Source organism: Allorhizobium sp. Av2 (assembly GCF_021462805.2).
Lineage (GTDB): Bacteria > Pseudomonadota > Alphaproteobacteria > Rhizobiales > Rhizobiaceae > Allorhizobium > Allorhizobium vitis_G.
The window spans coordinates 3408920-3434675 of sequence record NZ_CP192696.1 but is presented as its reverse complement, the minus strand read 5'-3'; the positions used below and the strand labels follow the sequence as shown (position 1 = coordinate 3434675).

The 25756-nt window shown below is 55.5% G+C and carries 19 protein-coding genes; 12 read left to right on the top strand and 7 right to left on the bottom strand.

All coding sequences use genetic code 11. The features are described 5' to 3' along the window. Positions 1 to 39 precede the first annotated feature (39 nt). The 8 genes from hemE (at position 40) to FS819_RS15960 (ending at position 8882) form a co-directional block, all read left to right on the top strand. The gene (gene hemE / locus FS819_RS15995) at positions 40 to 1080 is read left to right on the top strand and encodes a uroporphyrinogen decarboxylase (RefSeq protein ID WP_409050050.1); all 1041 of its coding nucleotides are present in this window, start codon (positions 40 to 42) and stop codon (positions 1078 to 1080) included. A gap of 1 nt (position 1081) precedes the next feature. Further along, entirely contained in the window at positions 1082 to 1621 is a 540-nt protein-coding gene (gene hemJ / locus FS819_RS15990) for a protoporphyrinogen oxidase HemJ (protein WP_156548148.1), read from the top strand. A gap of 195 nt (positions 1622 to 1816) precedes the next feature. Continuing rightward, complete coding sequence (gene rho / locus FS819_RS15985; protein WP_015917602.1) at positions 1817 to 3082, top strand: transcription termination factor Rho; 1266 nt, start codon at positions 1817 to 1819, stop codon at positions 3080 to 3082. 153 nt (positions 3083 to 3235) lie between these two features. Continuing rightward, positions 3236 to 4546, top strand: a complete 1311-nt coding sequence (mnmE, locus tag FS819_RS15980; protein ID WP_156548147.1) for a tRNA uridine-5-carboxymethylaminomethyl(34) synthesis GTPase MnmE — start codon at positions 3236 to 3238, stop codon at positions 4544 to 4546. Between the two features lie 34 nt (positions 4547 to 4580). Beyond that, a complete protein-coding gene (mnmG, locus tag FS819_RS15975) occupies positions 4581 to 6446 on the top strand; it encodes a tRNA uridine-5-carboxymethylaminomethyl(34) synthesis enzyme MnmG (protein WP_156548220.1) in 1866 nt (621 codons plus the stop codon). 4 nt (positions 6447 to 6450) lie between these two features. After that, positions 6451 to 7086: a 16S rRNA (guanine(527)-N(7))-methyltransferase RsmG gene (gene rsmG / locus FS819_RS15970; protein WP_156548219.1), complete on the top strand. Its 636-nt coding sequence runs from the start codon at positions 6451 to 6453 to the stop codon at positions 7084 to 7086. Between the two features lie 18 nt (positions 7087 to 7104). Beyond that, entirely contained in the window at positions 7105 to 7899 is a 795-nt protein-coding gene (locus FS819_RS15965) for a ParA family protein (protein WP_015917598.1), read from the top strand. A 104-nt stretch (positions 7900 to 8003) separates the two neighbouring features. Further along, a complete protein-coding gene (locus FS819_RS15960; RefSeq protein ID WP_156548146.1) occupies positions 8004 to 8882 on the top strand; it encodes a ParB/RepB/Spo0J family partition protein in 879 nt (292 codons plus the stop codon). Positions 8883 to 8981: 99 nt separating this feature from the next. Here FS819_RS15960 and holA read toward each other — a convergent pair whose 3' ends face one another. The 3 genes from holA to leuS all read right to left on the bottom strand — a co-directional run bounded on the left by holA (position 8982) and on the right by leuS (position 13441). Further along, positions 8982 to 10022, bottom strand: a complete 1041-nt coding sequence (gene holA, locus FS819_RS15955; RefSeq protein ID WP_156548145.1) for a DNA polymerase III subunit delta — start codon at positions 10020 to 10022, stop codon at positions 8982 to 8984. Positions 10023 to 10296: 274 nt separating this feature from the next. After that, positions 10297 to 10821 carry an LPS assembly lipoprotein LptE gene (gene lptE, locus FS819_RS15950; protein ID WP_070166212.1) on the bottom strand — a complete coding sequence of 175 codons (525 nt, stop codon included), beginning with the start codon at positions 10819 to 10821 and terminating at the stop codon, positions 10297 to 10299. Further along, positions 10811 to 13441, bottom strand: coding sequence for a leucine--tRNA ligase (gene leuS, locus FS819_RS15945; RefSeq protein ID WP_156548144.1), 2631 nt, complete (start codon positions 13439 to 13441; stop codon positions 10811 to 10813). The genes lptE and leuS overlap by 11 nt, the downstream gene beginning before the upstream one ends. Positions 13442 to 13641: 200 nt before the next feature. Between leuS and FS819_RS15940 the strand changes: the two genes are divergently transcribed. Beyond that, on the top strand, positions 13642 to 14301 hold the full coding sequence (locus tag FS819_RS15940) for a YggS family pyridoxal phosphate-dependent enzyme (RefSeq protein WP_156548143.1): 660 nt from the start codon (positions 13642 to 13644) through the stop codon (positions 14299 to 14301). A gap of 97 nt (positions 14302 to 14398) precedes the next feature. Here FS819_RS15940 and FS819_RS15935 read toward each other — a convergent pair whose 3' ends face one another. After that, positions 14399 to 15094 carry a DUF1013 domain-containing protein gene (locus FS819_RS15935; protein ID WP_015917592.1) on the bottom strand — a complete coding sequence of 232 codons (696 nt, stop codon included), beginning with the start codon at positions 15092 to 15094 and terminating at the stop codon, positions 14399 to 14401. 289 nt (positions 15095 to 15383) lie between these two features. Between FS819_RS15935 and acs the strand changes: the two genes are divergently transcribed. Beyond that, positions 15384 to 17339, top strand: coding sequence for an acetate--CoA ligase (acs, locus tag FS819_RS15930; RefSeq protein WP_156548142.1), 1956 nt, complete (start codon positions 15384 to 15386; stop codon positions 17337 to 17339). 322 nt (positions 17340 to 17661) lie between these two features. Then, positions 17662 to 18105: a metallopeptidase family protein gene (locus FS819_RS15925; protein WP_015917590.1), complete on the top strand. Its 444-nt coding sequence runs from the start codon at positions 17662 to 17664 to the stop codon at positions 18103 to 18105. Between the two features lie 65 nt (positions 18106 to 18170). Here the strand turns inward: FS819_RS15925 and pyc are convergent, their stop codons facing one another. Both pyc and FS819_RS15915 read right to left on the bottom strand, forming a co-directional pair. Beyond that, positions 18171 to 21632 (bottom strand): pyruvate carboxylase, encoded by a 3462-nt coding sequence (gene pyc, locus FS819_RS15920; protein ID WP_156548141.1) that lies wholly within the window; start codon positions 21630 to 21632, stop codon positions 18171 to 18173. A gap of 106 nt (positions 21633 to 21738) precedes the next feature. After that, complete coding sequence (locus FS819_RS15915) at positions 21739 to 22479, bottom strand: helix-turn-helix transcriptional regulator (RefSeq protein WP_234624567.1); 741 nt, start codon at positions 22477 to 22479, stop codon at positions 21739 to 21741. A 275-nt stretch (positions 22480 to 22754) separates the two neighbouring features. Here FS819_RS15915 and FS819_RS15910 point away from each other — a divergent pair, with 275 nt between their 5' ends. Further along, entirely contained in the window at positions 22755 to 24509 is a 1755-nt protein-coding gene (locus tag FS819_RS15910) for a glucan ABC transporter ATP-binding protein/ permease (protein ID WP_156548140.1), read from the top strand. A gap of 105 nt (positions 24510 to 24614) precedes the next feature. Here the strand turns inward: FS819_RS15910 and FS819_RS15905 are convergent, their stop codons facing one another. Then, positions 24615 to 25754 (bottom strand): M20 aminoacylase family protein, encoded by a 1140-nt coding sequence (locus tag FS819_RS15905; RefSeq protein WP_156548217.1) that lies wholly within the window; start codon positions 25752 to 25754, stop codon positions 24615 to 24617. Positions 25755 to 25756 lie beyond the last annotated feature (2 nt).

Sequence of the window (25756 nt, the reverse complement as noted above, 5' to 3'; positions counted from 1 at the left end):
AGAAAAAAAAAAGATCTCTCTTTTTATAATTTGAAAGGCATGACTTTGAGCGCTGAAAACCGTAAAGTTCTGAAAGTGCTCGAAGGCAAGAGCCTTTCACCACCGCCAATCTGGCTAATGCGTCAGGCTGGCCGTTATCTTCCCGAATATCGTCAAACGCGGGCACAGGCCGGAAGTTTCCTCGATCTCTGTTATTCACCGGAACTGGCGACGGAAGTGACGCTCCAGCCAATCCGCCGTTACGCATTCGATGCTGCCATTCTGTTTTCCGACATTCTCGTCATTCCCGATGCCTTGAGTCGAAACGTCACCTTCACCGAAGGCAAAGGCCCTGAAATGACGCCGATCACCGCCGATGAGATTCTGGCTTTACCGGAACAATCGGTTTTCCCGCATCTGAACCCGGTGATTGAAACAGTGTCGCGATTGCGCCAGACATTGCCGGATGAAACCACTCTGCTCGGATTTTGCGGTGCCCCCTGGACCGTCGCAACCTATATGATCGCCGGCCACGGCACCCCGGACCAGGCCCCAGCCCGCCTGTTTGCCTATCGTCATCGCCAGGCTTTCTTACGGCTTCTGAATTATCTCGCCGATCTTTCTGCCGAATATTTAGAGGCTCAGATCGATGCTGGTGCAGATGCCGTGCAAATCTTCGATTCCTGGGCTGGGGTTCTGGGCGAAGAGGAATTTGCGGATTTTTGCGTCAAGCCAGTCAAACGGATCATCGACAAACTCCGTCTCAGCCGTCCCGATGCGAAAATCATCAGTTTTGCAAAAGGGGCTGGAACGCTCCTGAAGGATTACCGTCGCCAGACCGGAGCGGATGCAATTGGACTGGATTGGAGTGTGCCTTTGTCCTTTGCCGCCGAGTTGCAAAAAGACGGACCTGTTCAGGGTAATCTCGATCCGATGCTGGCGGTTGCCGGTGGCCAAGCAATGCGCGATGGCATAGACAGGATCCTCGATCGGCTTGGCTCCGGTCCGCTGATCTTCAATCTGGGCCATGGGATTACGCCACAAGCCGATCCGGAAACGGTGCGAGAGCTCGTGCAGCATGTCAGGCAGAGGGTGCAATGAGATGAATGGCAGGCAAAGCGGAGAAACGACGGGCAAGACCGCACGCTTGCGGGCCTTGGTGGCCCTTGCCATTTTTTGCCTGATCGCGATTGCCTTGTTTTGGGCCGGTCCCGATCAATCCTATCTCTGGATAAAGGCCTTGCATGTCATCGCGATCATCTCCTGGATGGCAGGCCTGCTCTATATGCCGCGGCTTCTGATCTACCATTTCGATGCACCAAAGGGATCACTCCAGGCCGAGACATTTGCGGTTATGGAGCGTCGCCTGATGAATGTGATCATGCGGCCGGCCATGGCTCTGTCCTGGATTCTGGGTCTCTACCTCGCCTGGTCGGTTTTCGGATTCCAGGGCGGATGGCTGCACGCAAAATTGGCTGCGGTTGTCTGTCTCACCCTCGCCAACGAATATCTCGGCATGGCCACGAAATCCTTTGCCAAAGGCGAATATTTGAAAACCCCGCGATTTTGGCGGGGTTTCAATGAAATCCCGACAGTGCTGATGATCGTGATTGTCATTCTGGTCATTGTAAAACCCTTCTAAACCGGGGTTCCCACTGACAAGTTGACCGAAATGTGAATGAAATTTCCGCCGCCTCTTGCGGCGCGCCCTATGAATCGCTATTTTCCCTTTACCCCTCTTCATGGCATGCATTTCTCGTATTCGCCGGTCTCGCTGGCAGAACCGAATTTATCCCCCGCACGCCTTCCCCAACAGTTTTAAATTATGGTCCCCTTCATGGCTGAAATGAAGCTACAAGAACTCAAGAGCAAATCGCCAACCGATCTGCTGGCCTTTGCGGAATCGCTTGAGGTCGAAAATGCCAGCACGATGCGCAAACAGGAATTGATGTTTGCCATTTTGAAAATGCTGGCCAGCCAGGATGTCGAGATCATTGGTGAAGGCGTTGTCGAAGTCCTGCAAGATGGCTTCGGTTTCATGCGCTCGGCCAATGCCAACTATTTGCCGGGTCCGGACGACATTTATATTTCGCCATCGCAGATCCGCCGGTTTTCACTGAAGACCGGTGATACCGTTGAAGGTCCGATCCGCGGACCCAAGGAAGGCGAACGTTATTTCGCGCTGCTGAAAGTCAATACGATCAATTTCGAGGATCCGGAAAAGATCCGCCATAAGGTTCACTTCGATAACCTGACGCCGCTCTATCCGAATGAGCGGTTCAAGATGGAACTGGAGATCCCAACCTCCAAGGATCTTTCGTCGCGGGTCATCGATCTGGTTGCACCACTTGGCAAAGGCCAGCGCGGTTTGATCGTCGCCCCACCAAGGACCGGTAAAACCGTCCTCCTCCAGAATATCGCTCATTCCATTACCGCCAACCATCCGGAATGCTATCTGATCGTTCTTCTGATCGATGAACGTCCTGAAGAAGTGACGGATATGCAGCGTTCCGTCCGGGGCGAAGTCGTTTCCTCGACCTTTGACGAGCCGGCCGTGCGCCACGTTCAGGTCGCTGAAATGGTCATTGAGAAGGCCAAGCGGCTGGTTGAGCACGGTCGTGACGTTGTCATCCTGCTCGATTCCATTACTCGCCTTGGCCGCGCCTATAACACCGTCGTTCCCTCTTCTGGCAAGGTCCTGACGGGTGGTGTGGATGCCAATGCGTTGCAACGCCCCAAGCGCTTCTTCGGCGCAGCGCGTAATATCGAAGAAGGCGGATCGCTGACGATTATCGCAACGGCATTGATCGATACCGGCAGCCGTATGGACGAAGTGATCTTTGAAGAGTTCAAAGGCACCGGCAATTCGGAAATCGTGCTTGACCGCAAGGTCGCCGACAAGCGTATCTTCCCGTCCATGGATATTCTGAAATCCGGAACGCGCAAAGAAGACCTCCTTGTGCCGCGTCAGGATCTGCAGAAGATCTTTGTTCTTCGCCGGATTCTCGCCCCAATGGGAACAACCGATGCAATCGAATTCCTGATCGACAAATTGAAACAGACCAAGACCAATGGCGATTTCTTCGAGTCGATGAATACCTGATCGCTATCGCTTTCTTAAGCCGGATTCATAGTTTCAACCTCCGACCGCAAGGTCGGGGGTTTTGCATTTAAAGCATACTGGTAATTATGAGAAATTTGAAAAGCGTCCTGGTGGTGTTAGATGCCTTTCAAGTTAAAGGAGTGAGTTCAGGCAATGGCTGGCGATACAATTTTTGCCCTCTCGACTGGATCGCTTCCGTGCGGTGTAGCGGTCATTCGGCTATCGGGTCATAATGTCAAAGCGGTTCTAACAGAACTCTGTGGGATTGTTCCTGAACAACGCAAGGCCACGTTACGATCGATTCGTAACCGTGATGGACTGGTGATCGATCGCGGACTGGTGCTTTTCTTCGCTGGCCCCACCTCGTTCACTGGTGAGGACTGTGGGGAGCTGCATGTTCATGGAAGCCGCGCTGTGGTCAGCAGCTTGATTTCAACGCTGGCGTCGTTCTCTGCTTGCCGGATTGCGGAACCAGGTGAGTTTTCCAGACGGGCTTTTGAAAACGGTAAGCTTGATTTGGTCGAAATTGAAGGCCTGGCTGATCTGCTGGCAGCGGAAACAGAAATGCAGCGGCGGCAAGCTCTCGCCCAGGCCAGCGGTAACGCAACCGGTATCTATGAGAGCTGGCGTGAAAAATTGATCTATGGCCGAGCAATGATCGAGGCCGAGTTGGATTTTGCCGATGAAGGCGACATTCCCGGATCGGTGTCTGATCAAGTATGGGATAGCGTTAGGGACCTCCGCACGCAGATTTCCGCAGCTATTGCCGATGACCGGCGAGGTGAAATCATTCGTGATGGTTTTAATGTGGTGATTGCTGGGCCTCCTAATGCTGGCAAGTCGAGCCTCATCAATGCACTTGCCGGTCGGGACGTTGCAATTGTGACCCATTATGCCGGGACGACGCGGGACATTCTCCAGTGTGATATAGACCTTGAAGGATATGTCGTTCGCTTGTATGACACCGCCGGTATTCGAGAGACCGAAGAGGTCATCGAACAGGAAGGTATACGGCGGGCATTGCGCAAGGTCGAAGAAGCCGATCTCGTTTTGTTGCTTGATGACATTTCATCTCCAGGCCAGACAATCAATATTGTTTCGGTTCCGGTTGTCACCATTGGGACAAAAGTTGATCTTCTGACAGCGAGTGAAGGGATAGATCGAGATCTCGTCATTTCGACTTACGTTCGTGATGATGTGGATAGGGTTCGAAGCGTCATTCTCGATTCGATTCGGAAACGGTTTGGTCATACGGAATCAGTGATCCCAAGTCGTTTACGTCATATCGAATGTCTGAGAGACGCTCTTTCTTTCATTGATGAAGCTTCGAATAGCCGACTGAACTTGGAAATTAGAGCGGACTTCCTGCGTTTGGCAAGTGATGCGCTGGGTCGTCTAGTTGGACGTATCGATACCGAAACGCTTTTGGGTAAAATCTTTTCGGAATTTTGCGTCGGAAAATGATTCACGTGAAACATTGGTGGTCGAGATGAAAATGATGCCGCGGCGATTTGATGTGATTGTGATTGGCGGCGGGCATGCCGGCAGCGAAGCGGCCTATGCGAGTGCGCGACTTGGTGCAAAAACCTGCCTTGTAACGCATCGACGCGATACGATTGGTGTTATGTCTTGTAATCCGGCCATTGGCGGTTTGGGCAAAGGGCATCTTGTCCGGGAGATTGATGCACTGGGCGGACTCATGGGCAGATGTGCTGACGCCTCCGGTATTCAGTTCCGGTTGCTGAACCGAAAAAAGGGACCGGCTGTGCGAGGGCCGAGAACTCAGGCTGACCGGAAGCTTTATCGTCAAGCCGTACAGAATGTACTTTTCAACCATCCGCAGCTCGAGATCATTGAAGGGGACGTGTTCGATCTTGATGTCGAAAATGACACCGTTAAAGGGGTCATTTTGGCAGACGGGCAAAGCCTGTCCAGCGCATCAGTGATATTGACCTCCGGTACTTTTTTGCGCGGTCTCATCCATATTGGACAGACAAAAATTCCGGCCGGACGTGTGGGGGAAGCCCCGTCACTTGGTTTGAGTGCGACATTGGGACGGTTGGGGCTAAGGCTGGGTCGTTTGAAAACCGGAACTCCGGCCAGGTTGGATGGTAGAACCATCAATTGGTCGCAGCTCGAAATGCAGGCGGCTGATGAGCAACCGGTCCCGTTCTCTTTCATGACCGACCACATTACCAATCCGCAGATCGAATGTGGAATCACTCGAACCACTGCCGCAACCCACAAAATCATTCGAGATAATATTCATCTCTCTGCCATGTATTCCGGGCAGATCGAAGGCGTCGGTCCACGCTATTGTCCGTCGATTGAGGATAAGATTAGCCGGTTTGGAGATCGGGATGGCCATCAGGTTTTTCTGGAGCCTGAGGGATTGGATGACCACACAGTCTATCCAAACGGTATATCGACCTCTTTGCCTGAGTCTGTGCAGAAGGAGTTCATGAGAACCTTGCCGGGTTTGGAAAATGTGACGATTCTCCAGAGTGCTTACGCAATCGAATATGACCACATAGATCCGCGTGAGTTGTCGGGGAGCCTCGAATTGAAGCGGTTGAATGGTCTTTATCTTGCCGGGCAGATCAACGGAACGACTGGTTATGAGGAAGCTGCGGCACAAGGTCTGGTGGCTGGACTGAATGCCGCGCGCGCCGCGGGTGGCCAGGATGTGGTAAATTTCAGCCGGGCCCAATCATATATTGGCGTGATGATTGATGATTTGATCAGCCATGGTGTGACTGAACCCTACAGGATGTTTACCTCCCGTGCCGAGTTTCGTTTGTCGCTTCGGGCTGATAATGCCGATATCCGTTTGACGCCGATTGGTATTGAACTTGGATGTATTGCTTCAGACCAGGAGAAACGATTTAAGCACTACCAGCATCAGATTGATGAAACGATTAATTTGCTTGAGTCGAGAAAACTGACACCCAACGAAGCCGCCGCCGTTGGCATTCCAGTTAACCAGGACGGTCGGCGACGCGCTGGGCTTGAGCTTTTGGCCTATCCCGATATTTCGATTGCCGATCTCTCGCGGATTTGGCCTGACTTTTGCGCCCTGGATAATAAGGTTGCGGGTGCTGTCGAAATTCATGCGACCTATGCTGTCTATATGGATCGACAGAATGCCGATATTGCCGCAACCAAACGAGATGAAGACAGGCTGATTCCTAAGGAGTTCGATTATGCGACGCTGTCGGGCCTTTCCAATGAGCTGAAACAAAAATTGGAAAAGATCCGTCCTGAGAACCTTTCCCAGGCTGCCAAAGTTGAGGGCATGACCCCAGCGGCTATTTCTCTGCTTATTGCTTTCTTGAACAAAGGTGTGTTGCGACATGTCGGCTGATGCAATGTCCGCGAGTCTCTTTCAGCGGCTTACCGGCCTACGTGTTTCACGTGAAACATACGAAAAACTGGACCACTTCGTTGATCTGTTTGGAAAGTGGTCCAAGGTCATCAATCTTGTTGCCAACTCCACGAAAGATCAGGTCTGGCACAGGCACGTCGTTGATAGCGCGCAGCTATTTAAACTTCGCCCGAACCCTCAGCATTGGATTGACTTGGGAAGCGGTGGCGGATTTCCAGGTGTGATTACTGCGATTTTATTGACGGAAACGAGCGGCGGCTGGGTTGATTTGGTCGAGAGCAATAACAAAAAAGCAGCTTTCCTCCGCATGGCTCTGATGGAAACCGGCGCCCGAGGCAGGGTTCATCCCGTGCGAATCGAGGAGGCACATAAAAGTTTGTCGGATTGCGATTTAATTTCGGCACGAGCGCTTGCGGATCTCGATCTTCTTTTCTCTTATGCGTCTCCTTGGGCCGAAAAAAACAAAGATCTTAATTTTCTCCTGCATAAAGGCCGGGATTATCAGCTGGAAGTTAACAATGCGCGTGACCGATGGACGTTTGATCTGGTAATACATCCTAGTGTGCTTGAAGCCGACTCTGTCATCCTGGAAGTGAGCGGACTTGCACGATCAAAGTAAGATCAGTCAGGTGACCTCATGCCCTACGAGAAGAACCGGATCATAACCATTGCCAATCAAAAAGGCGGTGTCGGTAAGACCACGACCGCTATTAATCTTGCAACCGCATTGGCTGCGATTGGCGAAAGAGTATTGATCGTCGATCTCGATCCCCAAGGTAACGCAAGCACGGGTTTAGGAATTGACCGCCGTGACCGAAAATTGTCCTCCTATGATTTATTAATTGGAAGCCATAGCGTTTCCGAAACGGTTATCGATACGGCTGTGCCTAATCTGTCGATTGTCCCCTCCACCCTCGATTTGTTGGGGCTTGAGATGGAAATCGCCCAGAAAGCGGATCGCGTATTTCGCTTGAAAGCTGCCTTACAGTCGCAAGATGGATTGGCCTATTCCTATGTCCTGGTCGATTGCCCCCCGTCTTTTAATTTGCTGACAATGAACGCCATGGCTGCGGCGCATTCTATTCTGGTGCCTCTTCAATGTGAGTTTTTTGCGCTGGAAGGTCTTAGTCAATTGCTTGAAACGATTGGCCAAGTCAGGCGCAACGTTAATCCCACCTTGGATATCCAAGGTATTGTGCTGACAATGTTCGATTCGCGGAACAATCTTGCCCAACAGGTGGTGACAGACGTCCGCAGCCATTTGGGCGAAAAGGTTTATCACACGCTCATTCCGCGCAATGTAAGGGTCTCGGAAGCGCCGTCCTATGGCAAGCCGGCTATTCTTTACGACCTGAAATGCGCAGGCAGTCAGGCTTATCTGCAGTTGGCGTCAGAGGTTATCCAGAGGGAGCGGCAACGTCGCGCGGCTTAGATCGGCTTTCTTACACCTACGGGTGCGGTTCTGACGATTTGAATGGTGTTGACGTGGCGAATAAAAGCCTGTTCCAGCGTGAAGAGTGAACGAAGAGGTTCGTGATGAACGACGATATTTCGAAACGGCGTCTTGGTCGTGGTTTGGCCGCCTTGATTGGTGAGATGGATCAACCCGTTCCTGTCGATGAGAGCAGAGCCGTGGTCTCTGCTGACCGGATGGTGCCGATTGAGTTTGTGTCCCGTAACCCACGCAATCCTCGTCGTTACTTTGACGAAACGGTTCTGCAGGAGCTTGCTGGCTCCATTCGCCAGCACGGCATTGTGCAGCCGGTCGTGGTGCGAACGATTGGGACAGGCCGCTACGAGATCATTGCTGGCGAACGACGCTGGCGTGCAGCCCAGCTGGCGGGACTGGTGGAAATACCTGTTATTGTCCGCGATGTGGATGATCGCACAGCTCTGGAATTGGCAATTGTCGAAAACGTTCAACGCGCTGATCTCAATCCGCTCGAAGAGGCGATGGGATATGAACAACTGATTGCAGAACATGGATATACCCAGAATGATCTCGGGGAGATTATCGGCAAGAGCCGCAGCCATGTGGCCAACAGCCTGCGGCTATTGAAGCTTCCTGATCCCGTTCGCGATATGCTGGCCGATGGTTCTCTGTCCGCAGGTCATGCTCGGGCTTTGGTCTCGACGTCAGATCCGAATAGCTTGGCACGCCAGATCGTGTCCAAGGGCATGTCGGTCCGAGATGCTGAACGTCTGGCGCAAAACGACATCAAGGGTCAAGGCCAGCCAAAGCCACACGTGGTGCCCGTAAAGGATTCAGATACGGTCGCATTGGAGAGAAGCCTTTCGGACCGTTTGGGATTGGACGTATCGATTAACCACAAAGGTGGCGGTGGCCAGCTTCGAATCAATTACAAAACCCTAGAGCAGCTTGAGGAAATTTGCCGGTTGCTCGAGGCGCGCTAACGTCTGAATGGATTTTCTGCTGCCGTTTATCTATGGCATAGAGGCGAAGATCATTTTCTTTGCCATTTCCGACCTTGAAAAGATCAATAGGAGAAGCCGTTAGCGGCTCCTCCGCGCTGATTGCAGGGTAATGGCCAGCAGGGTTTGAAGCGACAGGCTGTCCTCGAGAGAGGGCTGTCGCCTGCTGGCGAGGATAGCTGCTTGTAGTCGCCGCATCTCGACTGCAAGGGCGTCGGACGGCCAATTCTTCAGAGATTTTTCAAACAGCGGCTTTCGCTTGAAGTGGATCTGACGGCCAAGCGTTTGCATGACTTGGCCAGCCTGTTGGCGCTTTTCATCCATCTCACTTCGCATGATGTCCAGTAACTGAAACTGTCGAAGGCATCCCTGAAGAACCAGAAACATCGGTGTTTTGGAGGTGGCAATTTTCTGGACGGCATGCAAGAGGGCATCAGCATTGCCAGCGAGCACGGCATCTACCGCTTCATCCGTCGAGACGGCGCTGGCATCGCCAATAATCTGCTCGACATGGGCTTCGTCAACCAGGTCATCATGCAGAGAATAGATCAGCAACTTGGATATTTCATTGCGAGAAGCCCTGCGGTCGCCTCCCAGGCTTTCGCTGAGCAGCGAACGAGCCGCAGGCGTCAATCTCTTTCCGGCAGCGCTAAATTCGGCATCAATCAACGCATTGATGGCCCGTGCATCGTCCTGATAGCAGGGAATAACCGCGATATTGCGGGCCGGTTCGGCTATTTTGCGGGTCGCTGATCCCTTTTTGAGATCCCCAGCCTCCAAGATCAGACAACTGGAGTCTGGTGGGTCCTTGGCAAGAATTTGTAGCCCATCCACCACGCTTTTTTCATTGGCGACACCTCTGATCCAGACAAGCCGGTCGCCGCCGAAGAGGCCGAGGGCATTCATTTCATCTAATAGTTTTCCCGGATCGCTCTGCAGGTCGCTGCTGTCCAGCCGAATGACCGAGAAGGGATCGTCCAGCACAACGCCAGTCGATTTGGCAATCGCTGCCGCACGTTCCGCCACAAGTCCGACATCCGGGCCGTAGACCAGGAACATCTTGTAGTGACGAACTGATTTTTGCAGAAAGCCATCGAATTCGTGTGACTTGACTTCAACCATGGGCTTCAAGTCTCTCCGCTTGGCCGTGTACCAGACAGGCAGTGCAGCAAATTTAGAGTGCTAGAGCAAAAAGCGTTTGATCAAACACATGTTGCTCTAGAGTTTGTCAGGAAAAAGTAGAATCGGTTTTTCAAAGAGACAAGCGGATTGAAGGATGGCTATAGCTTGTCTGTTTCAATGTGATCCCAAGCAACCTATAGCGCTGCGCTATTGCGATTTCAGGCGCATCCTCGCGAAGATACGCTGCTCTCCGTCTTGGCAAAGCCCGCAATTATTATTTACGAACCAGTAGGCTAGCCAAATCGGCTGAGATCAACTCCGCCAATTCTCTTGCAGCTCGGTTTTCGGCATCTCTTACAGCGCGCAGCTTGGCAAATTCCTGTGTCGGAAAATCAACCAATGCGACGGACTGGCGATGGGCGATACGCATGACGGAAAGATCACTTGCCTTCTTCAGCGTATAGTCAGCGCTGACTGTCACGCGACCCGCTGTCGCCCGGTCGGTACTTTCGTTGATCAGAACTTCCGTTGTGTCGGTATGTACGACCAGTGTGACCAGATATTCGGGATGGGCCGGTTCCCCCTGCCCGCCTGCGGCAAGGAAGATCAACCGGTTGCGAACTTCTTGCCCAACTCTGTCCGTTGCCGGGGAGAAGCCGATGGACGCCATCAACTTGCGAGTACCCTGGGCTTCGCCGTAGAGCGGTCTGACCTGGCAGCCCGCAAGGGCGCCAAGCAGGCCAACGGACGCGGCGAGAACCGCGCGACGGGATAAATTTACGCGTGAATCAGACGACAATGTTCACAATCCTCTGCGGAACCACAATGATCTTCTTAGGCGTCTGCCCTTGAAGAGCGGCTTTGACGGCATCCAGATCGAGCACCGCTTGGCTGACGGCATTCTGATCCGCATCGCGCGCAATTGTCAATTCGGCCTTCTTCTTGCCGTTGATCTGCACCGGCATGACCACTTCGTTTTCAGCCACCAATTCAGCGTCGAAAACCGGCCAGTCTGCTTGCGACACCATTCCGGAATGGCCCAACACCGCCCAGCATTCTTCGGCCAGATGCGGCATCATCGGAGCGATGATTTGGATTAGTATTTCTGTAGCGTTGCGCACCGCAGCGGCGAAGTCAGCATCGGCCTGTCCAGATGCCACCTGCGCCAGCGGCGCTGCCAGAGCATTGAGCAACTCGTAAATCCGCGCCACGGCCTTGTTGAAGGCCAGTTTGTCCAGATCGGCACCGACAGCCTGCAAGGTCTTGTGGGCAGCTTGAGAAACCGACCTGCCCGCACCATCCTTAGCCGGAGTCGATGCAGAGATTCTGAGCACTTCAGCAGCCTCGGAAACCAGCCGCCAGAGCCGCTGAACGAAGCGATGCGAGCCTTCGATACCGGCTTCCGACCAGATCACGTCGCGATCCGGTGGCGAGTCCGACAAAACGAAAAAGCGGGCGGTGTCGGCACCGTAGGAGCCCAGAATATCGTCGGGGTCGATGACGTTCTTTTTCGACTTCGACATTTTTTCAACGGAGCCGATCGTCACTTCCTCGCCGGAGGAGAGAAGGAAGGCGCGGCGTGTGCCATCGACATCCTCGACGCGGATATCCGCAGGCGCGACCCATTCGCCGTTTGCGCCACTACCAAGACGGTAGGTCTCGTGGACGACCATGCCTTGGGTAAACAGACCTTTGAAAGGCTCGCTGACGGCCACATGGCCGGTTTCGCGCATGGCACGGGTGAAGAAGCGGGAATAGAGCAGGTGCAGGATCGCATGCTCGATACCGCCGATATATTGATCGACTGGCAGCCAATGATTGGCCACAGCCGGATTGGTCGGCTTGTCTTCCCATGGTGCGGTGAAACGGGTGTAATACCAGCTGGAATCGACAAACGTGTCCATCGTATCCGTTTCACGCCGAGCCGCCTTGCCACAGCAAGGGCAGGAAACGTTGCGCCAGGTTGGGTGGCGATCCAGCGGGTTTCCAGGCACGTCAAAGGTGACGTCATCCGGCAGCTTGACCGGCAGATCCTGTTTCGGAACCGGAACAACTCCGCAGTCATCACAGTGAATAACCGGGATCGGGCAGCCCCAATAGCGCTGGCGTGATACGCCCCAGTCGCGCAGGCGGAAGTTCACCCGGCGCTCTGCGACAGGTTCATTGCCGAGCTGTGCAGCGGTGAGTTTGCCGGCAACGACATCGAAGGCTTCCTGTGTCGTCAGGCCATCCAGAAAACGGGAATTGATCATCACGCCATCGCCGTCGTAGGCGGTATCGCCGACGGTAAAGCTGGCTGCATCGCCATCCTTTGGCATCACAACAGGCACAACAGGCAGATCGTATTTGCGGGCGAAATCCAGGTCGCGCTGGTCTCCTGACGGGCAGGCGAAGATCGCGCCAGTGCCATAGTCCATCAGCACGAAATTGGCGACGTAAACAGGCAATTCCCAGTTAGGATCAAGCGGATGCTTGACCTTGATGCCGGTGTCCAAGCCCTTTTTCTCGGCGGTTTCCAGCGCAGCCAGTGAGGTCCCTGCCCTGCGGCATTCGTCGCAGAAGGCCGCAATGTCGGTGGATGTTTCGGACAGCGCCTTGGCCAGCGGATGGTCGGCGGCGATTGCCAGGAAGCTGGCACCGAACAGTGTGTCAGGGCGGGTCGTATAGACCTGCACGTCGGCAAAGCCCTGAGGGCCGGTACCGGCGGCGATCTCCCAGCGAATGGCCAGGCCTTCAGAGCGACCGATCCAGTTCTTCTGCATCAGCCGGACCTTTTCCGGCCAGTGATCCAGCGTGTCCAGGGCGTCCAGCAGATCCTGGGCGAAATCGGTGATCTTGAAGAACCATTGGGTCAGTTCGCGTTGCTCGACCAGCGCACCGGAGCGCCAGCCACGGCCATCGATCACCTGTTCATTGGCCAGAACCGTTTGATCGACCGGGTCCCAGTTAACCTTGGACTGCTTGCGATAGACCAGGCCCTTTTCCATCATGTCGAGGAAGAGATATTGCTGGCGTTGGTAATATTCGACATCGCAGGTGGCGAATTCACGTGACCAGTCCAGCGACAGGCCCATGGATTTCAGCTGGGCGCGCATGGAGGCGATGTTCTGGTAAGTCCAGTCCTTGGGATGAACCTTGTTTTGCATGGCGGCGTTTTCGGCTGGCATGCCGAAAGCGTCCCAACCCATCGGATGCAACACGTTATAGCCGCGCGCGCGCTTGTAGCGAGCCACGACATCGCCCATGGCATAATTGCGCACATGGCCGATATGGATGCGGCCAGACGGGTAGGGGAACATCTCAAGTACGTAGTATTTTTCGCGAGGATCGTCGTTATCGGTCTCGAAGATTTTCGCCTCAGACCATTTTTCCTGCCAACGAGGTTCCGCATCGCGCGGATTGTAACGTTCTGTACTCATGGGATGCTACGTCCGAATTGCTTGAAAATTTGGGTGGACCTTCACCATGAAACAGCCCTAGCGTCAAGGTTTTGCGCCGGAATCGGGCCATCCTGGGACGCATTCCTTGCTGCGGTGCCGATAATGCGCTTGCAAGGCTCTTGCCTTTCGCGGCCAGTGCCGCGAAAACAGGCGTAATTTTAAAATATGGATGGCTGGCGATGACCATTGAAGAACGACTGGATGAGGTACGGACCCGGATCGCCGCTGCGGCCCGCGAAGCTGATCGGACCCCGGAGGCGGTCACGCTGGTCGCGGTTTCCAAAACCTTCGATGCGGAGGCGATCCGCCCGGTCATCCTGCATGGCCAGCGGGTGTTCGGTGAAAACCGGGTGCAGGAATCGCAGGGAAAATGGCCGCAGTTGAAGGCTGAAACGCCTGAGATCGAGCTGCATCTGATCGGGCCACTGCAATCCAACAAGGCAGCGGAAGCCGTGGCGCTATTCGATGTGATCGAAACGGTGGACCGGGAAAAAATCGCCCGCGCGCTGGCCGAGGAAATGGCCAAGCAGGGCCGGCAGCTGCGGCTTTATGTGCAGGTCAATACCGGCCTGGAGCCGCAAAAGGCGGGCATTGCCCCGCAGGACACGGTGGATTTTGTCGCCCTTTGCCGGTCGGAACTCGGCCTCGATATTGTGGGATTGATGTGCATTCCGCCAGCCGATGAAAATCCCGGGCCACATTTCGCTCTTCTGGCGAAGCTGGCCGGGCAATGCGGCGTCGAGCGCCTGTCGATGGGCATGTCGGGTGATTACGAGACAGCTATTGCCTTTGGTGCCACCAGTGTTCGGGTGGGATCGGCGATTTTCGGCCATCGCTGACAACCCGTTCAATAATCGCCGCTGGCCGTCTGCAATCAAAATAAAACCCCGGGGCGGAGCCACCGGGGTTTGAATTTTCCAACGCTGATATGCCGGATCAGTACTGATCGTCTTCTTCTTCGGGAGTGGTCGATTTCAGCGATTGCAGCTTCTTGAACACGGCATTGGCGTCGATTTCCTTTTCCTCTTCCTGGGCGTAGAAATCGAGATGTTCGGTCTGCGATGCCGATTGCAGGGTGGCGCCCAGCTCGGCAGCTGTCGGCAGCGGACGGCCCTTCGAGGCCTTTTCCACTTCCATGTCCAGATCGATCTGGCTGCACAGGCCAAGCGTCACTGGGTCCATCGGCGCGAGATTGGCCGAATTCCAGTGGCTGCGGTCGCGGATCTGCTCGATCGTGCTCTTCGTGGTGCCAACCAGCCGGGAAATCTGTGCATCCTTCAGTTCAGGATGATTGCGCACCAGCCAGAGAATGGCGTTCGGGCGGTCCTGACGCTTGGAGACCGGCGTATAGCGGGGGCCACGGCGCTTCGAATCAGGCACGCGCACCTTTGGCTCGGAAATCTTCAGCTTGTGGGCAATATCTTTTTCGCCGCGCGCGATCTCGTCGCGGGAAAGCTGGCCGGTGGCAATGGGATCAAGACCCTTGATGCCTTGTGCGGCTTCGCCATCAGCAATGGCTTTTACCTCAAGCGGGTGCAGCTTGCAGAACTGGGCGATCTGCTCGAATGACAGCGCCGTATTGTCTACGAGCCATACGGCCGTTGCCTTTGGCATAAGCAGTGTCTGGGCCATGCAATTACAATCCTTCTGTAGGTACGCGCCGTCGGGCGCGAGCCGTGGATACAACCAGAATTTCCGGGAAATCAACGGCTATATACGCCGGTTGACGCAGAAATGCAATTCTTTGAAAGACAAATGACCTTTGTCTAATTGCCGCCATGTGGCGACCTGATAAGAATTGGCAGTATGACACCTATATCATGATGCAGAGCCACTGCACCGCATCATGCCGGGTCGCATGTTGAGAGAGGTGAGGAGCTCTCCGCAGCCTGTCATGGCTGCGTCACATCAGGAGGATTTCATGTCTGCGAAGACCTATCCCGTTTTAAAGGCCGCCAAGGCCCAGGCTTTGATCGATAACGACAAATACCTGAAATGGTACGAGGAAAGCATTGAGGAGCCGGAGAAATTCTGGTCGAAACACGGCAAGCGGATCGATTGGTTCAAGCCTTATACCAAGGCCAAGAACACCAGTTTCAAGGGCAAGGTGCCGATCAAATGGTTCGAGGACGGGCTGACCAATGTCTCCTATAATTGCATCGACCGGCATCTGAAAACCCATGGCGAACGCACCGCGATCATCTGGGAAGGGGACAATCCCTATATCGACAAGCGGATCACCTATAATCAGCTTTATGACAATGTCTGCCGGCTCGCCAACGTGCTGAAGGCTCATGGCGTCAAGAAAGGCGACCGCGTTACCATCTATATGCCGATGGTGCCGGAAGCGACCTATGCCATGCTGGCGTGTTCGCGTATTGGTGCTGTGCATTCGGTGGTGTTTGGCGGTTTTTCGCCTGAAGCCCTGGCTGGCCGGATTGTCGATTGCGAATCGACCTTCGTGATCACCTGTGACGAAGGGGTGCGCGGGGGCAAGCCGGTGGCGCTCAAGGAAAATACCGATGTCGCCATCGACATTGCGGCAAAACAATATGTCATCGTCAACAAGGTGTTGGTGGTGCGTCGCACCGGCGGCAAGGTCGGTTGGGCTCCGGGGCGCGATCTCTGGTATCATCAAGAGATTGCCAAGGTGAAGCCGGATTGCCCGCCGGTGAAGATGAAGGCGGAAGATCCGCTGTTCATTCTCTACACCTCCGGCTCCACCGGCAAGCCAAAGGGCGTGCTGCACACGACCGGTGGCTATCTCGTCTATGCGGCGATGACCCACGAATATGTGTTCGATTACAAGGACGGCGAGATATTCTGGTGCTCGGCAGACGTGGGCTGGGTGACCGGCCATTCCTATATCGTTTACGGGCCGCTGGCCAATTGCGCGACGACCGTGATGTTCGAAGGCGTGCCGAATTTCCCCGACCAGGGACGGTTCTGGGAAATCATCGACAAGCACAAGGTCAATATTTTCTATACCGCGCCCACCGCCATCCGGTCGCTGATGGGGGCCGGAGACGATTTCGTCAAGCGCTCCTCGCGCTCAAGCCTGCGATTGCTGGGCTCGGTCGGTGAGCCGATCAATCCGGAAGCGTGGGAATGGTATTATAACGTGGTCGGCGACCAGCGCTGCCCGATTGTCGATACATGGTGGCAGACCGAGACTGGCGGCATTCTCATCAGCCCCCTGCCCGGCGCCACGGATCTCAAGCCCGGTTCCGCGACCCGGCCGTTCTTTGGCGTCAAGCCGGAACTGGTGGACAATGAAGGCAAGGTGCTGGAAGGGGCTGCCGATGGCAATCTCTGCCTGATCGACAGCTGGCCGGGCCAGGCACGAACGATTTACGGTGACCACAATCGCTTCGTCCAGACCTATTTCTCCACCTATAAGGGCAAGTATTTCACCGGCGACGGCTGCCGTCGTGACGAAGACGGTTATTACTGGATCACCGGCCGCGTCGATGACGTGCTGAATGTGTCCGGCCACCGTCTGGGGACTGCCGAGGTGGAATCAGCACTGGTTTCCCACCATCTGGTCTCGGAAGCCGCTGTGGTCGGTTATCCGCACGGCATCAAGGGCCAGGGCATTTATTGCTATGTGACGCTGATGGCGGGCCATGAGGGCGATGAGGAATTGCGCCAGACGCTGATTAAGCATGTCCGTTCCGAAATCGGCCCGATTGCCTCTCCCGACAAGGTTCAGTTCGCTCCCGGCCTGCCGAAAACCCGGTCCGGCAAGATCATGCGTCGTATCCTGCGCAAGATCGCCGAGGACGATTTCGGCGCGCTGGGCGATACATCGACGCTCGCCGATCCTGGCGTTGTCGATGACTTGATTGCCAACCGGCAGAACAAAGCATCCGCCTGAGGCTATTTATCTCACGCTTTGCAAAGGGGGCGGGGTCTCTCCGCCCCTTTACCAAGTCGCTCACGCATTCTCGTTGTGAACGAATAAGAAAATGAACTATCGGCTTCAATGGCAGTTCATATTACCAGCATTTTCAAGCGGAACTGGCCGGGTTTTGAATGGCACTCGTAAAGTGCAATTAAACAGACTATATGGGGGATCTTACTGTGGAACGACCCTTACCTGACCTTCGAGCCGGTCGGTGACAGGCCTCCACAGTCCATTCGAGTGTTATGGCGGGTGCGCGATGTCAGTCCTGCGCGGCGCTGTAGTAGGAGTTCCCATGGCCCGGGTAGACCAATCCGACGACTGGCGCGAAAAACACGCGCCGACAATCAGCACGTTCGAGTCGCTGGCGATCGAAGCTTTCGGCAATTTGCCGAAGGAGTTTCGGGACTTGACCGGAAACCTGATCATCGAGATTGCCGATTTTCCCACCGACGACGTGTTTGAAGACATGGCCCTCGAAACGCCCTTCGATCTGCTGGGCCTGTTCGAAGGGCGCGGCATTTCCGAGCGTTTCAGCATGGAAACTGGTGAGGTGCCCAATAAGATCACCCTCTATCGCCGCCCCATTCTCGACTACTGGGCCGAGAATGAAGAAACATTGGGCGATATCGTCACCCATGTGCTGATCCACGAGATTGGCCATCACTTTGGCCTGTCCGATGATGATATGGAACGGATCGAGGAAAGTGTTGATGATGGAATGGCCGACCGGTCGTAACGTCTGCGAAAACACAACAGGATACGGGCGGCGCATCCTAAGGTACGCGCCGCCTTTTTAGTTTGTTATGCCTCAAGGCCGATCAGCAGGTCCTTGGCGTCGATCTGGTCACCGGCCTTCACCAGCACTTCGGCAATCTTGCCATCGCGTTCGGCATGCAGCGCGGTTTCCATCTTCATCGCTTCGATGGACAGCAGCACGTCTCCGGCTTTCACGGCCTGCCCTGCCGAGACAAAGACCCGCGAGATGACACCGGGCATCGGCGCACCGATATGCGCGGCATTGGCGGCCTCCGCCTTGCGGCGGGCGGCGGCACCGGACGCGCCATGGCTGCGGTCCGGCACCTTGATACGGCGTGGCTGACCGTTCAGCTCGAAAAACATCGTAACCAGGCCCTGGGCATCGGGAGCACTGGCCGCCTGATTGACGATGACAAGTGTCTTGCCCTTCTCGATTTCGGCAAACAGCTCCTCGCCATCGCCCATGCCGTAGAAATAGGAATGGGTCGGCAGGACCGAGACCGGGCCATAGGTATCGGAGGCCAGGGCGAAATCCGTGAACACCTTCGGATACATCAGGTAGGACGCGAATTCGAAGTCACTGACACTGCGCTCCAGCTTGTCCTCGATGGTCTTGCGTTCGGCATCGAGATCGGCGGGCGGTAAAAGCGAGCCCGGCACATCCGTATATGGTTTTTCGCCCTTCAACGCCTTCTTTTGCAGGCTCTGTGGCCAGCCGCCGGGCGGTTGGCCGAGGTCACCCTTCAGCATCGAGACGACCGAATCGGGGAAGGCAATGTCCTTATCCGGATTCTCGACATCGTCCACCGTCAGGTCTTGCGCCACCATCATCAGCGCCATATCGCCCACCACCTTTGAAGATGGCGTGACCTTGACGATGTCACCGAACATCTGGTTGACGTCGGCATAGGTCTGCGCCACCTCGTGCCAGCGGGTTTCCAGCCCCAGTGAGCGGGCCTGTTCCTTCAGGTTGGTGAACTGGCCGCCGGGCATTTCATGCAGATAGACTTCGGAGGCCGGACCCTTGAGATCGCTTTCGAAGGCCGAATACTGTCCGCGGACTGCTTCCCAATAGAATGAAATACGACGAATCCATTCCGGATCGAGCCCCGGATCGCGCTCGGTTCCGGCCAGGGCCTCGACGATCGAGCCCAGGCAGGGCTGGGACGTATTGCCCGACAGCGCATCCATGGCGGCATCTACCGCATCGACACCGGCATCAATGGCTGCCAGCACAGTGGCGGCGGAAATACCCGATGTGTCATGGGTGTGGAAATGGATCGGCAGGCTGGTTGCCTCACGCAACGCCTTGAACAGCACTTTCGCGGCAGCGGGTTTCAGCAACCCGGCCATGTCCTTGACGGCAATGATATGGGCACCGGCCTTTTCCAGTTCGGCGGCAAGAGCCGTATAATATTTCAGGTCGTATTTTGGCCGGGCACTGTTCAGGAGATCGCCGGTATAGCAGATCGCTGCCTCGCACAGCTTGTTCTCTTCCTGCACGGCATCCATGGAGACGCGCATATTATCGACCCAGTTCAGGCAATCGAACACCCGGAAAAGGTCGATGCCACCCTTTGCCGCCTGGCGGACGAAATATTTCACAACATTGTCGGGGTAATTGGTATAGCCGACACCGTTTGCGCCGCGCAGCAGCATTTGCAGCAAGAGGTTGGGTGCGCCTTCGCGAATCAGTGCCAGTCGTTCCCACGGATCTTCCGTCAGGAACCGCATTGAGACGTCAAAGGTCGCGCCGCCCCAGCATTCCAGCGAAAGCAGATTGGGCAGGGCGCGGGCATAGACACTGGCGATCCGGGCAATGTCATTTGTGCGCATCCGGGTGGCCAGCAGCGATTGATGGCCGTCGCGCATGGTCGTATCGGTCAAAAGCACACGCGGTTCGTTGCGCATCCACTCGGCAAAGCCCTTGGGCCCCAGCGCATCGAGTTTCTGCTTGGTGCCATCGGTGATACTGGCATCGATATAGGGAATGACTGGCTTTGCCGCCTTGTCCGAGGGCTTGGGACGGCCTTTGGTTTCCGGGTGGCCGTTGACGGTCACGTCGGCCAGATAGGTCAGCAGCTTGGTTGCCCGGTCCTGGCGCTTGACCTGGGCGAACAGTTCCGGCGTCGTATCGATGAAGCGTGTCGTATAGGTATTGTTGCGAAATTTCGGATGGCCGATGATCGCTTCAAGGAAGGTGAGATTGGTGGCGACACCGCGGATACGGAATTCGCGCAGCGCCCGATCCATCCTGCTGATCGCCTCCTGCGGCGACGCGCCAGCAGCGGTCACTTTCACCAGCAGTGGATCATAAAAACGGGTGATGATCGCGCCCGTATAGGCGGTGCCGCCATCGAGCCGGATGCCGAAACCCGCCGCCGAGCGATAGGCGGTGATGCGACCGTAATCGGGAATGAAATTATGCTCCGGGTCCTCGGTCGTGACGCGGCATTGCAGGGCATGGCCATGCAGGTGGATATCCTCTTGGCGGGGAACACCCGATTCAGGCGTGCCGATGGCAAAGCCTTCAAGGATGTGGATCTGCGCCTTGACGATGTCGATACCGGTGACCACTTCGGTCACGGTATGTTCGACCTGAATGCGCGGGTTGACCTCGATGAAATAGAATTTTCCAGTATCGGCATCCATCAGATATTCGACGGTACCGGCACCGATATAGCCGGTGGCTCTGGCAATTTTCAGCGAATAGGCGGCAAGTTCCTGGCGCTGGGCCTCGGAAAGATAGGGGGCGGGGGCGCGTTCCACGACTTTCTGGTTGCGGCGCTGCACCGAGCAGTCGCGCTCAAAAAGATGCACGGCATTGCCATGGGTATCGCCGAGGATCTGGCTTTCGACATGGCGGGCATTTTCCACCAGCTTTTCCAGATAGACTTCATCCTTGCCGAAGGCGGCCTTTGCCTCGCGCTTGGCCTCCGTCACTTCGCGGGCCAGATCGCTTTCGGAGCGGATCACCCGCATGCCGCGCCCGCCGCCGCCCCAGGAGGCCTTGAGCATCAGCGGATAGCCGATCTCGCCAGCCATTTTGGCCACGGTGTCCATGTCATCAGGCAGCGGTTCGGTGGCGGGCACCACGGGAACGCCCACTTCGACGGCCAGATTGCGGGCGGCGACCTTGTTGCCCAATTGCCGCATCGTATCGGATCTTGGGCCGATGAAAATCAGACCTGCATCGTTACAGGCATCGACAAATTCAGGGCTTTCGGACAGGAGGCCATAGCCCGGATGGATGGCATCCGCGCCTGACAATTTGGCGACGCGGATGATTTCCTCAATGGAAAGATAGCTTTCGATCGGGCCCAGATCCCGCTTCAGATGTGGGCCGCGACCGACCTGATAGCTTTCGTCCGCCTTGAAGCGATGCAGGGAGAGCTTGTCCTCCTCAGCCCAGATGGCGACCGTTTTTATGCCGAGTTCATTGGCAGCCCGAAACACGCGAATGGCGATTTCGGAGCGATTGGCAACTAGGATCTTGGAAATAGACAAATGGGCCTCCTCTTCATCAGGCGCTCATTGTGCGCCTGCGAAGAGAATCCATAGCGGTTTGCAAGACATCGCGCAATTTAGGCAAGTCAGCAGAACGATGAAAATATCAGCTGATCAGGCCAAGGCGGTAAGCAATTGCTACCATATGTTGCCGGTTCTTGGCGTTCAACTTATCCTGCAATTCGTTGACGTACCAATCGACGGTGTGGTTCGAAATTTCGAGCAATTTGCTCATCTCGTTCGAGGTCATGCCCTCCCCGAGATAATTGAGAATTTCAAGCTCACGCCGGGTTAAGCGCACATCGACTTTTTGCACCATCGACAGCAATTCGTCTTCGCCATTGATTTCCGCCAGCCGCCAGAAAGCGCATTTCGCCACCGTGTCGAACAGCATGATCTCAATCGGGGTCAGTTCCACTGGTCTCCCGCCAATGGTCATGTTGGCCAGCAATCCGCCCCGTCCGTGAATGGGGAAGATGTAGCCTTCCTCGAGGCCAAAACGCTGGGCATCCATCATCATCCGCTGCATGCGTTTGAAATGTGGGTCCTGGGCGAAGGCCGTCAGCGTTTCGCTCCAGCGGAACGGCCGTTGCGCTTGCGCCAGATAGCGAATGGCAGGGTCAATCAGCACGAATTTTTTCGTGATATAAATCTGCGGCCATTTTTCCGGCCAGCGTCCTGCAAGCACCAGCGACATGGGGTTTTGGTCAGGTTTGGGACTGCGCACTAGGCCGTAATAATCGAATTTATAAAATTCGAGGAGTTTCTCCAATTCCAGGATCAGCTCCTCGCGACTTCGGCATCCCTGAGATACAGCCAAAAACTGTATGAGATGATTGACACTCACACGCACCCCCTAGGTCCAGCACCAGACTGAACATTAACATTCTCTAATTATTATCAAACACTATTTCTTAAAATACACGTTAAGCTTATGTGTTTGTTAATTCGGCTACCTGAAATTTTACCCATAGCAAGCATGGTGAAAAAGAGAATTCCAAAACCGGACTTTGCACAACATCTGCGGGTCTGTATAGGCAGCGTTCAGGTTCGTCTCCTTAAAATATCGTGATACGATGCCTCAACCGGCCAATTCGAAGCCGATCAGGAGAAACTGACGCCATGTCCCTGTTACAAATTTATTGGCGAGCCTTGCAATATCTTGCCGCTTACCGTCTGAAGGTCAGCATCGTGGTGACGGCCAATATCATATTGGCGGTGATCACCATTGCCGAGCCGATCCTGTTTGGTTGGATCATCGATGCAATTTCCAGTGGCAAGCCGGTCAAGGATATTCTGTTCCTCTGGGGCGGCTTTGGCATATTCAACACCATTGCCTTCGTGCTTGTCGCCCGCGAAGCCGACCGGCTGGCCCATGGCCGTCGAGCCAGCTTGCTGACGGAAGCCTTTGGCCGGATCATTTCCATGCCGCTGTCCTGGCACCACCAGCGCGGCACATCCAATGCGCTGCATACGCTGCTGCGCGCCAGCGAGACACTATTTGGCCTCTGGCTGGAATTTATGCGGACCCATCTGGCGACGGCGGTAGCTCTAGTCTTGCTGGTGCCGACAGCCTTTTCCATGGATGTGCGGCTCTCCCTGGTGCTGATCGTGCTTGGTCTGATCTATGTGGCGATCGGCAAGATGGTGATGGACAAGACCAAGGATGGACAGGCCTCCGTCGAGAGCCACTACCACACGGTGTTTTCCCATGTCAGCGACACGATCAGCAATGTCTCGGTGGTGCATAGCTATAACCGGATCCAGGCCGAAACCTCGGCGCTGAAGACCTTTACCAGCAAGCTGCTCGATGCTCAGTATCCGGTGCTGGACTGGTGGGCGATTGCCAGCGGCCTCAATCGTATTGCCTCTACCGCCTCGATGCTGATCATCCTGATTATCGGCACAATGTTGGTGCAAAGCGGCGAATTGCGGGTTGGCGATGTTATCGCCTTCATCGGTTTTGCCAATCTGCTGATCGCCCGTCTCGACCAGATGCGCCAGTTTTCAACGCAGATCTTCGAGGCGCGCGCCAAGCTGGAAGATTTCTACGTGCTTGAGGATTCCGTGCAGGAGCGCGACGAGCCGGTCGGCAATCGCGATCTGACGGCTGTGCGTGGCGACGTTGAATTCCGCCATGTCTCCTTCGATTTCGCCAACACGACCCAGGGCGTCAAGGACGTGTCCTTTACGGTCAAGGCCGGACAGACGATTGCTATCGTCGGGCCAACCGGTGCCGGCAAGACCACCTTGATCAATCTGCTGCAACGGGTGCATGAGCCGCAGCAGGGCCAGATCCTGATCGATGGCGCCGATATTTCCACCATTACCCGCCAGTCGCTGCGCAACTCGATTGCGACGGTGTTTCAGGATGCTGGCATTCTCAACCGGTCGATTGCCGATAACATCCGCATCGGGCGCGAAAATGCGACGGACGAGGATATCGTCAAGGCGGCCGAGGCTGCCGCAGCCACCGACTTCATCGAAAGCCGTCTGTCTGGCTTCGATACCGATGTTGGTGAGCGTGGCAACCGTCTGTCGGGCGGTGAACGGCAGCGGATCGCCATTGCCCGTGCGATCCTGAAGGATGCGCCGATCCTGGTGCTGGACGAGGCAACCAGTGCGCTCGACGTGGAGACCGAAGAGCGGGTAAAATCCGCTATCGACCGGCTGCGCCAGAACCGCACGACCTTTATCATCGCCCACCGGCTATCGACCGTGCGCGAAGCCGATCAGGTTCTGTTCCTCGACCATGGCCGTATCGTCGAAATGGGTGGCTATGACGAATTGAGCGCCAAGGGTGGCCGTTTCGCAGCCTTGCTGCATACCAGCGGTCTGCTAAACGATGACGACAAGGCGGTGGTGAAGGCCGGATAATTCAATTGATCTAGCTGGTGAAAAGGCGCGGTTTCGAAGGGAGCTGCGCCTTTTGTCTGTCCGTGTTCGCCCTCAACGAGGGCGTTTTTGTTATCTTGGACGACCCTATTCCGGCTTTAGCCGGCTTTCCACCAGGTCCACCCAGAATGCGGTGCCGGTTGGAATGATATCGTCATTGAAATCATAGCGCGGATGATGGAGCGGCGGGTCGTTTTCGGTGCGTTTGGTGCCGAGGAAGAAGTAGGTGCCGGGCTTTTCCTGGAGCATATAGGCGAAATCCTCGCCACCCATGGTTGGACGCGGCATATCGAAAACCTTGCCTTCGCCGGCAAAGCGTCTGGCAAGATCGCGCACATAATCGGTTTCCGCCTTGTGATTGACGGTGGCCGGATAGCCCCGCTCATAGTCGATCTCCACACTCATGCCGTAGCTTGCCGCCTGCCCCTCGGCAATCGCCCGCACGCGGCTTTCCAGTTCATCGCGCACATGATCGTCAAAGCTGCGGATGGTCAGGACCATGTCTGCCCGCTCCGGTATCACATTGCTTGCGGCACCGGCATGAAAGCCGCCGACGGTGACGACGACGGGATCGAGCGGGTGGATATTGCGCGATGCAATGGTTTGCAGCGCCATGATAATGCTCGCGCCTGCCACGATCGGATCGCTGGTGCTTTGCGGCTCTGCACCGTGGCCGCCCCGGCCAATGACCGTGATCTTGCATTCATCCACCGAGGCCATGATCGGCCCTTCCCTAAAGGCGAAATGGCCAAATGCAATGCCAGGGTCGTTATGCAGGCCAAAGACCGCATCGCATGGGAAGCGCTCGAACAAGCCGTCTTCGATCATCAGTCGTGCGCCGCCGAAATTTTCTTCCGCCGGCTGGAAAATCAGATGTACGATGCCATCGAAATTGCGGCGCTCGGCCAGAATACCAGCGGCACCGAGCAGCATTGCCGTGTGACCATCATGACCGCAGGCATGCATCAGGCCGGGAGTGAGGCTTGCATAATCGAGGCCGGTTTCCTCGGTGATCGGCAGGGCATCGAAATCCGCGCGTAGTCCGATGGACCGCTGACTGGTCCCATTGCGCAGCGTGGCGACAATGCCGGTGCGGGCCAGGCCCCTGGTCACCTCATAGCCCATGGCTTCCAGTTTTCCCGCCACATAATCGGAGGTATGAAACTCCGAAAGCCCCAGTTCCGGGTGCTGATGCAGGTAGCGCCTGATCTCGACGACATCTTTCATGG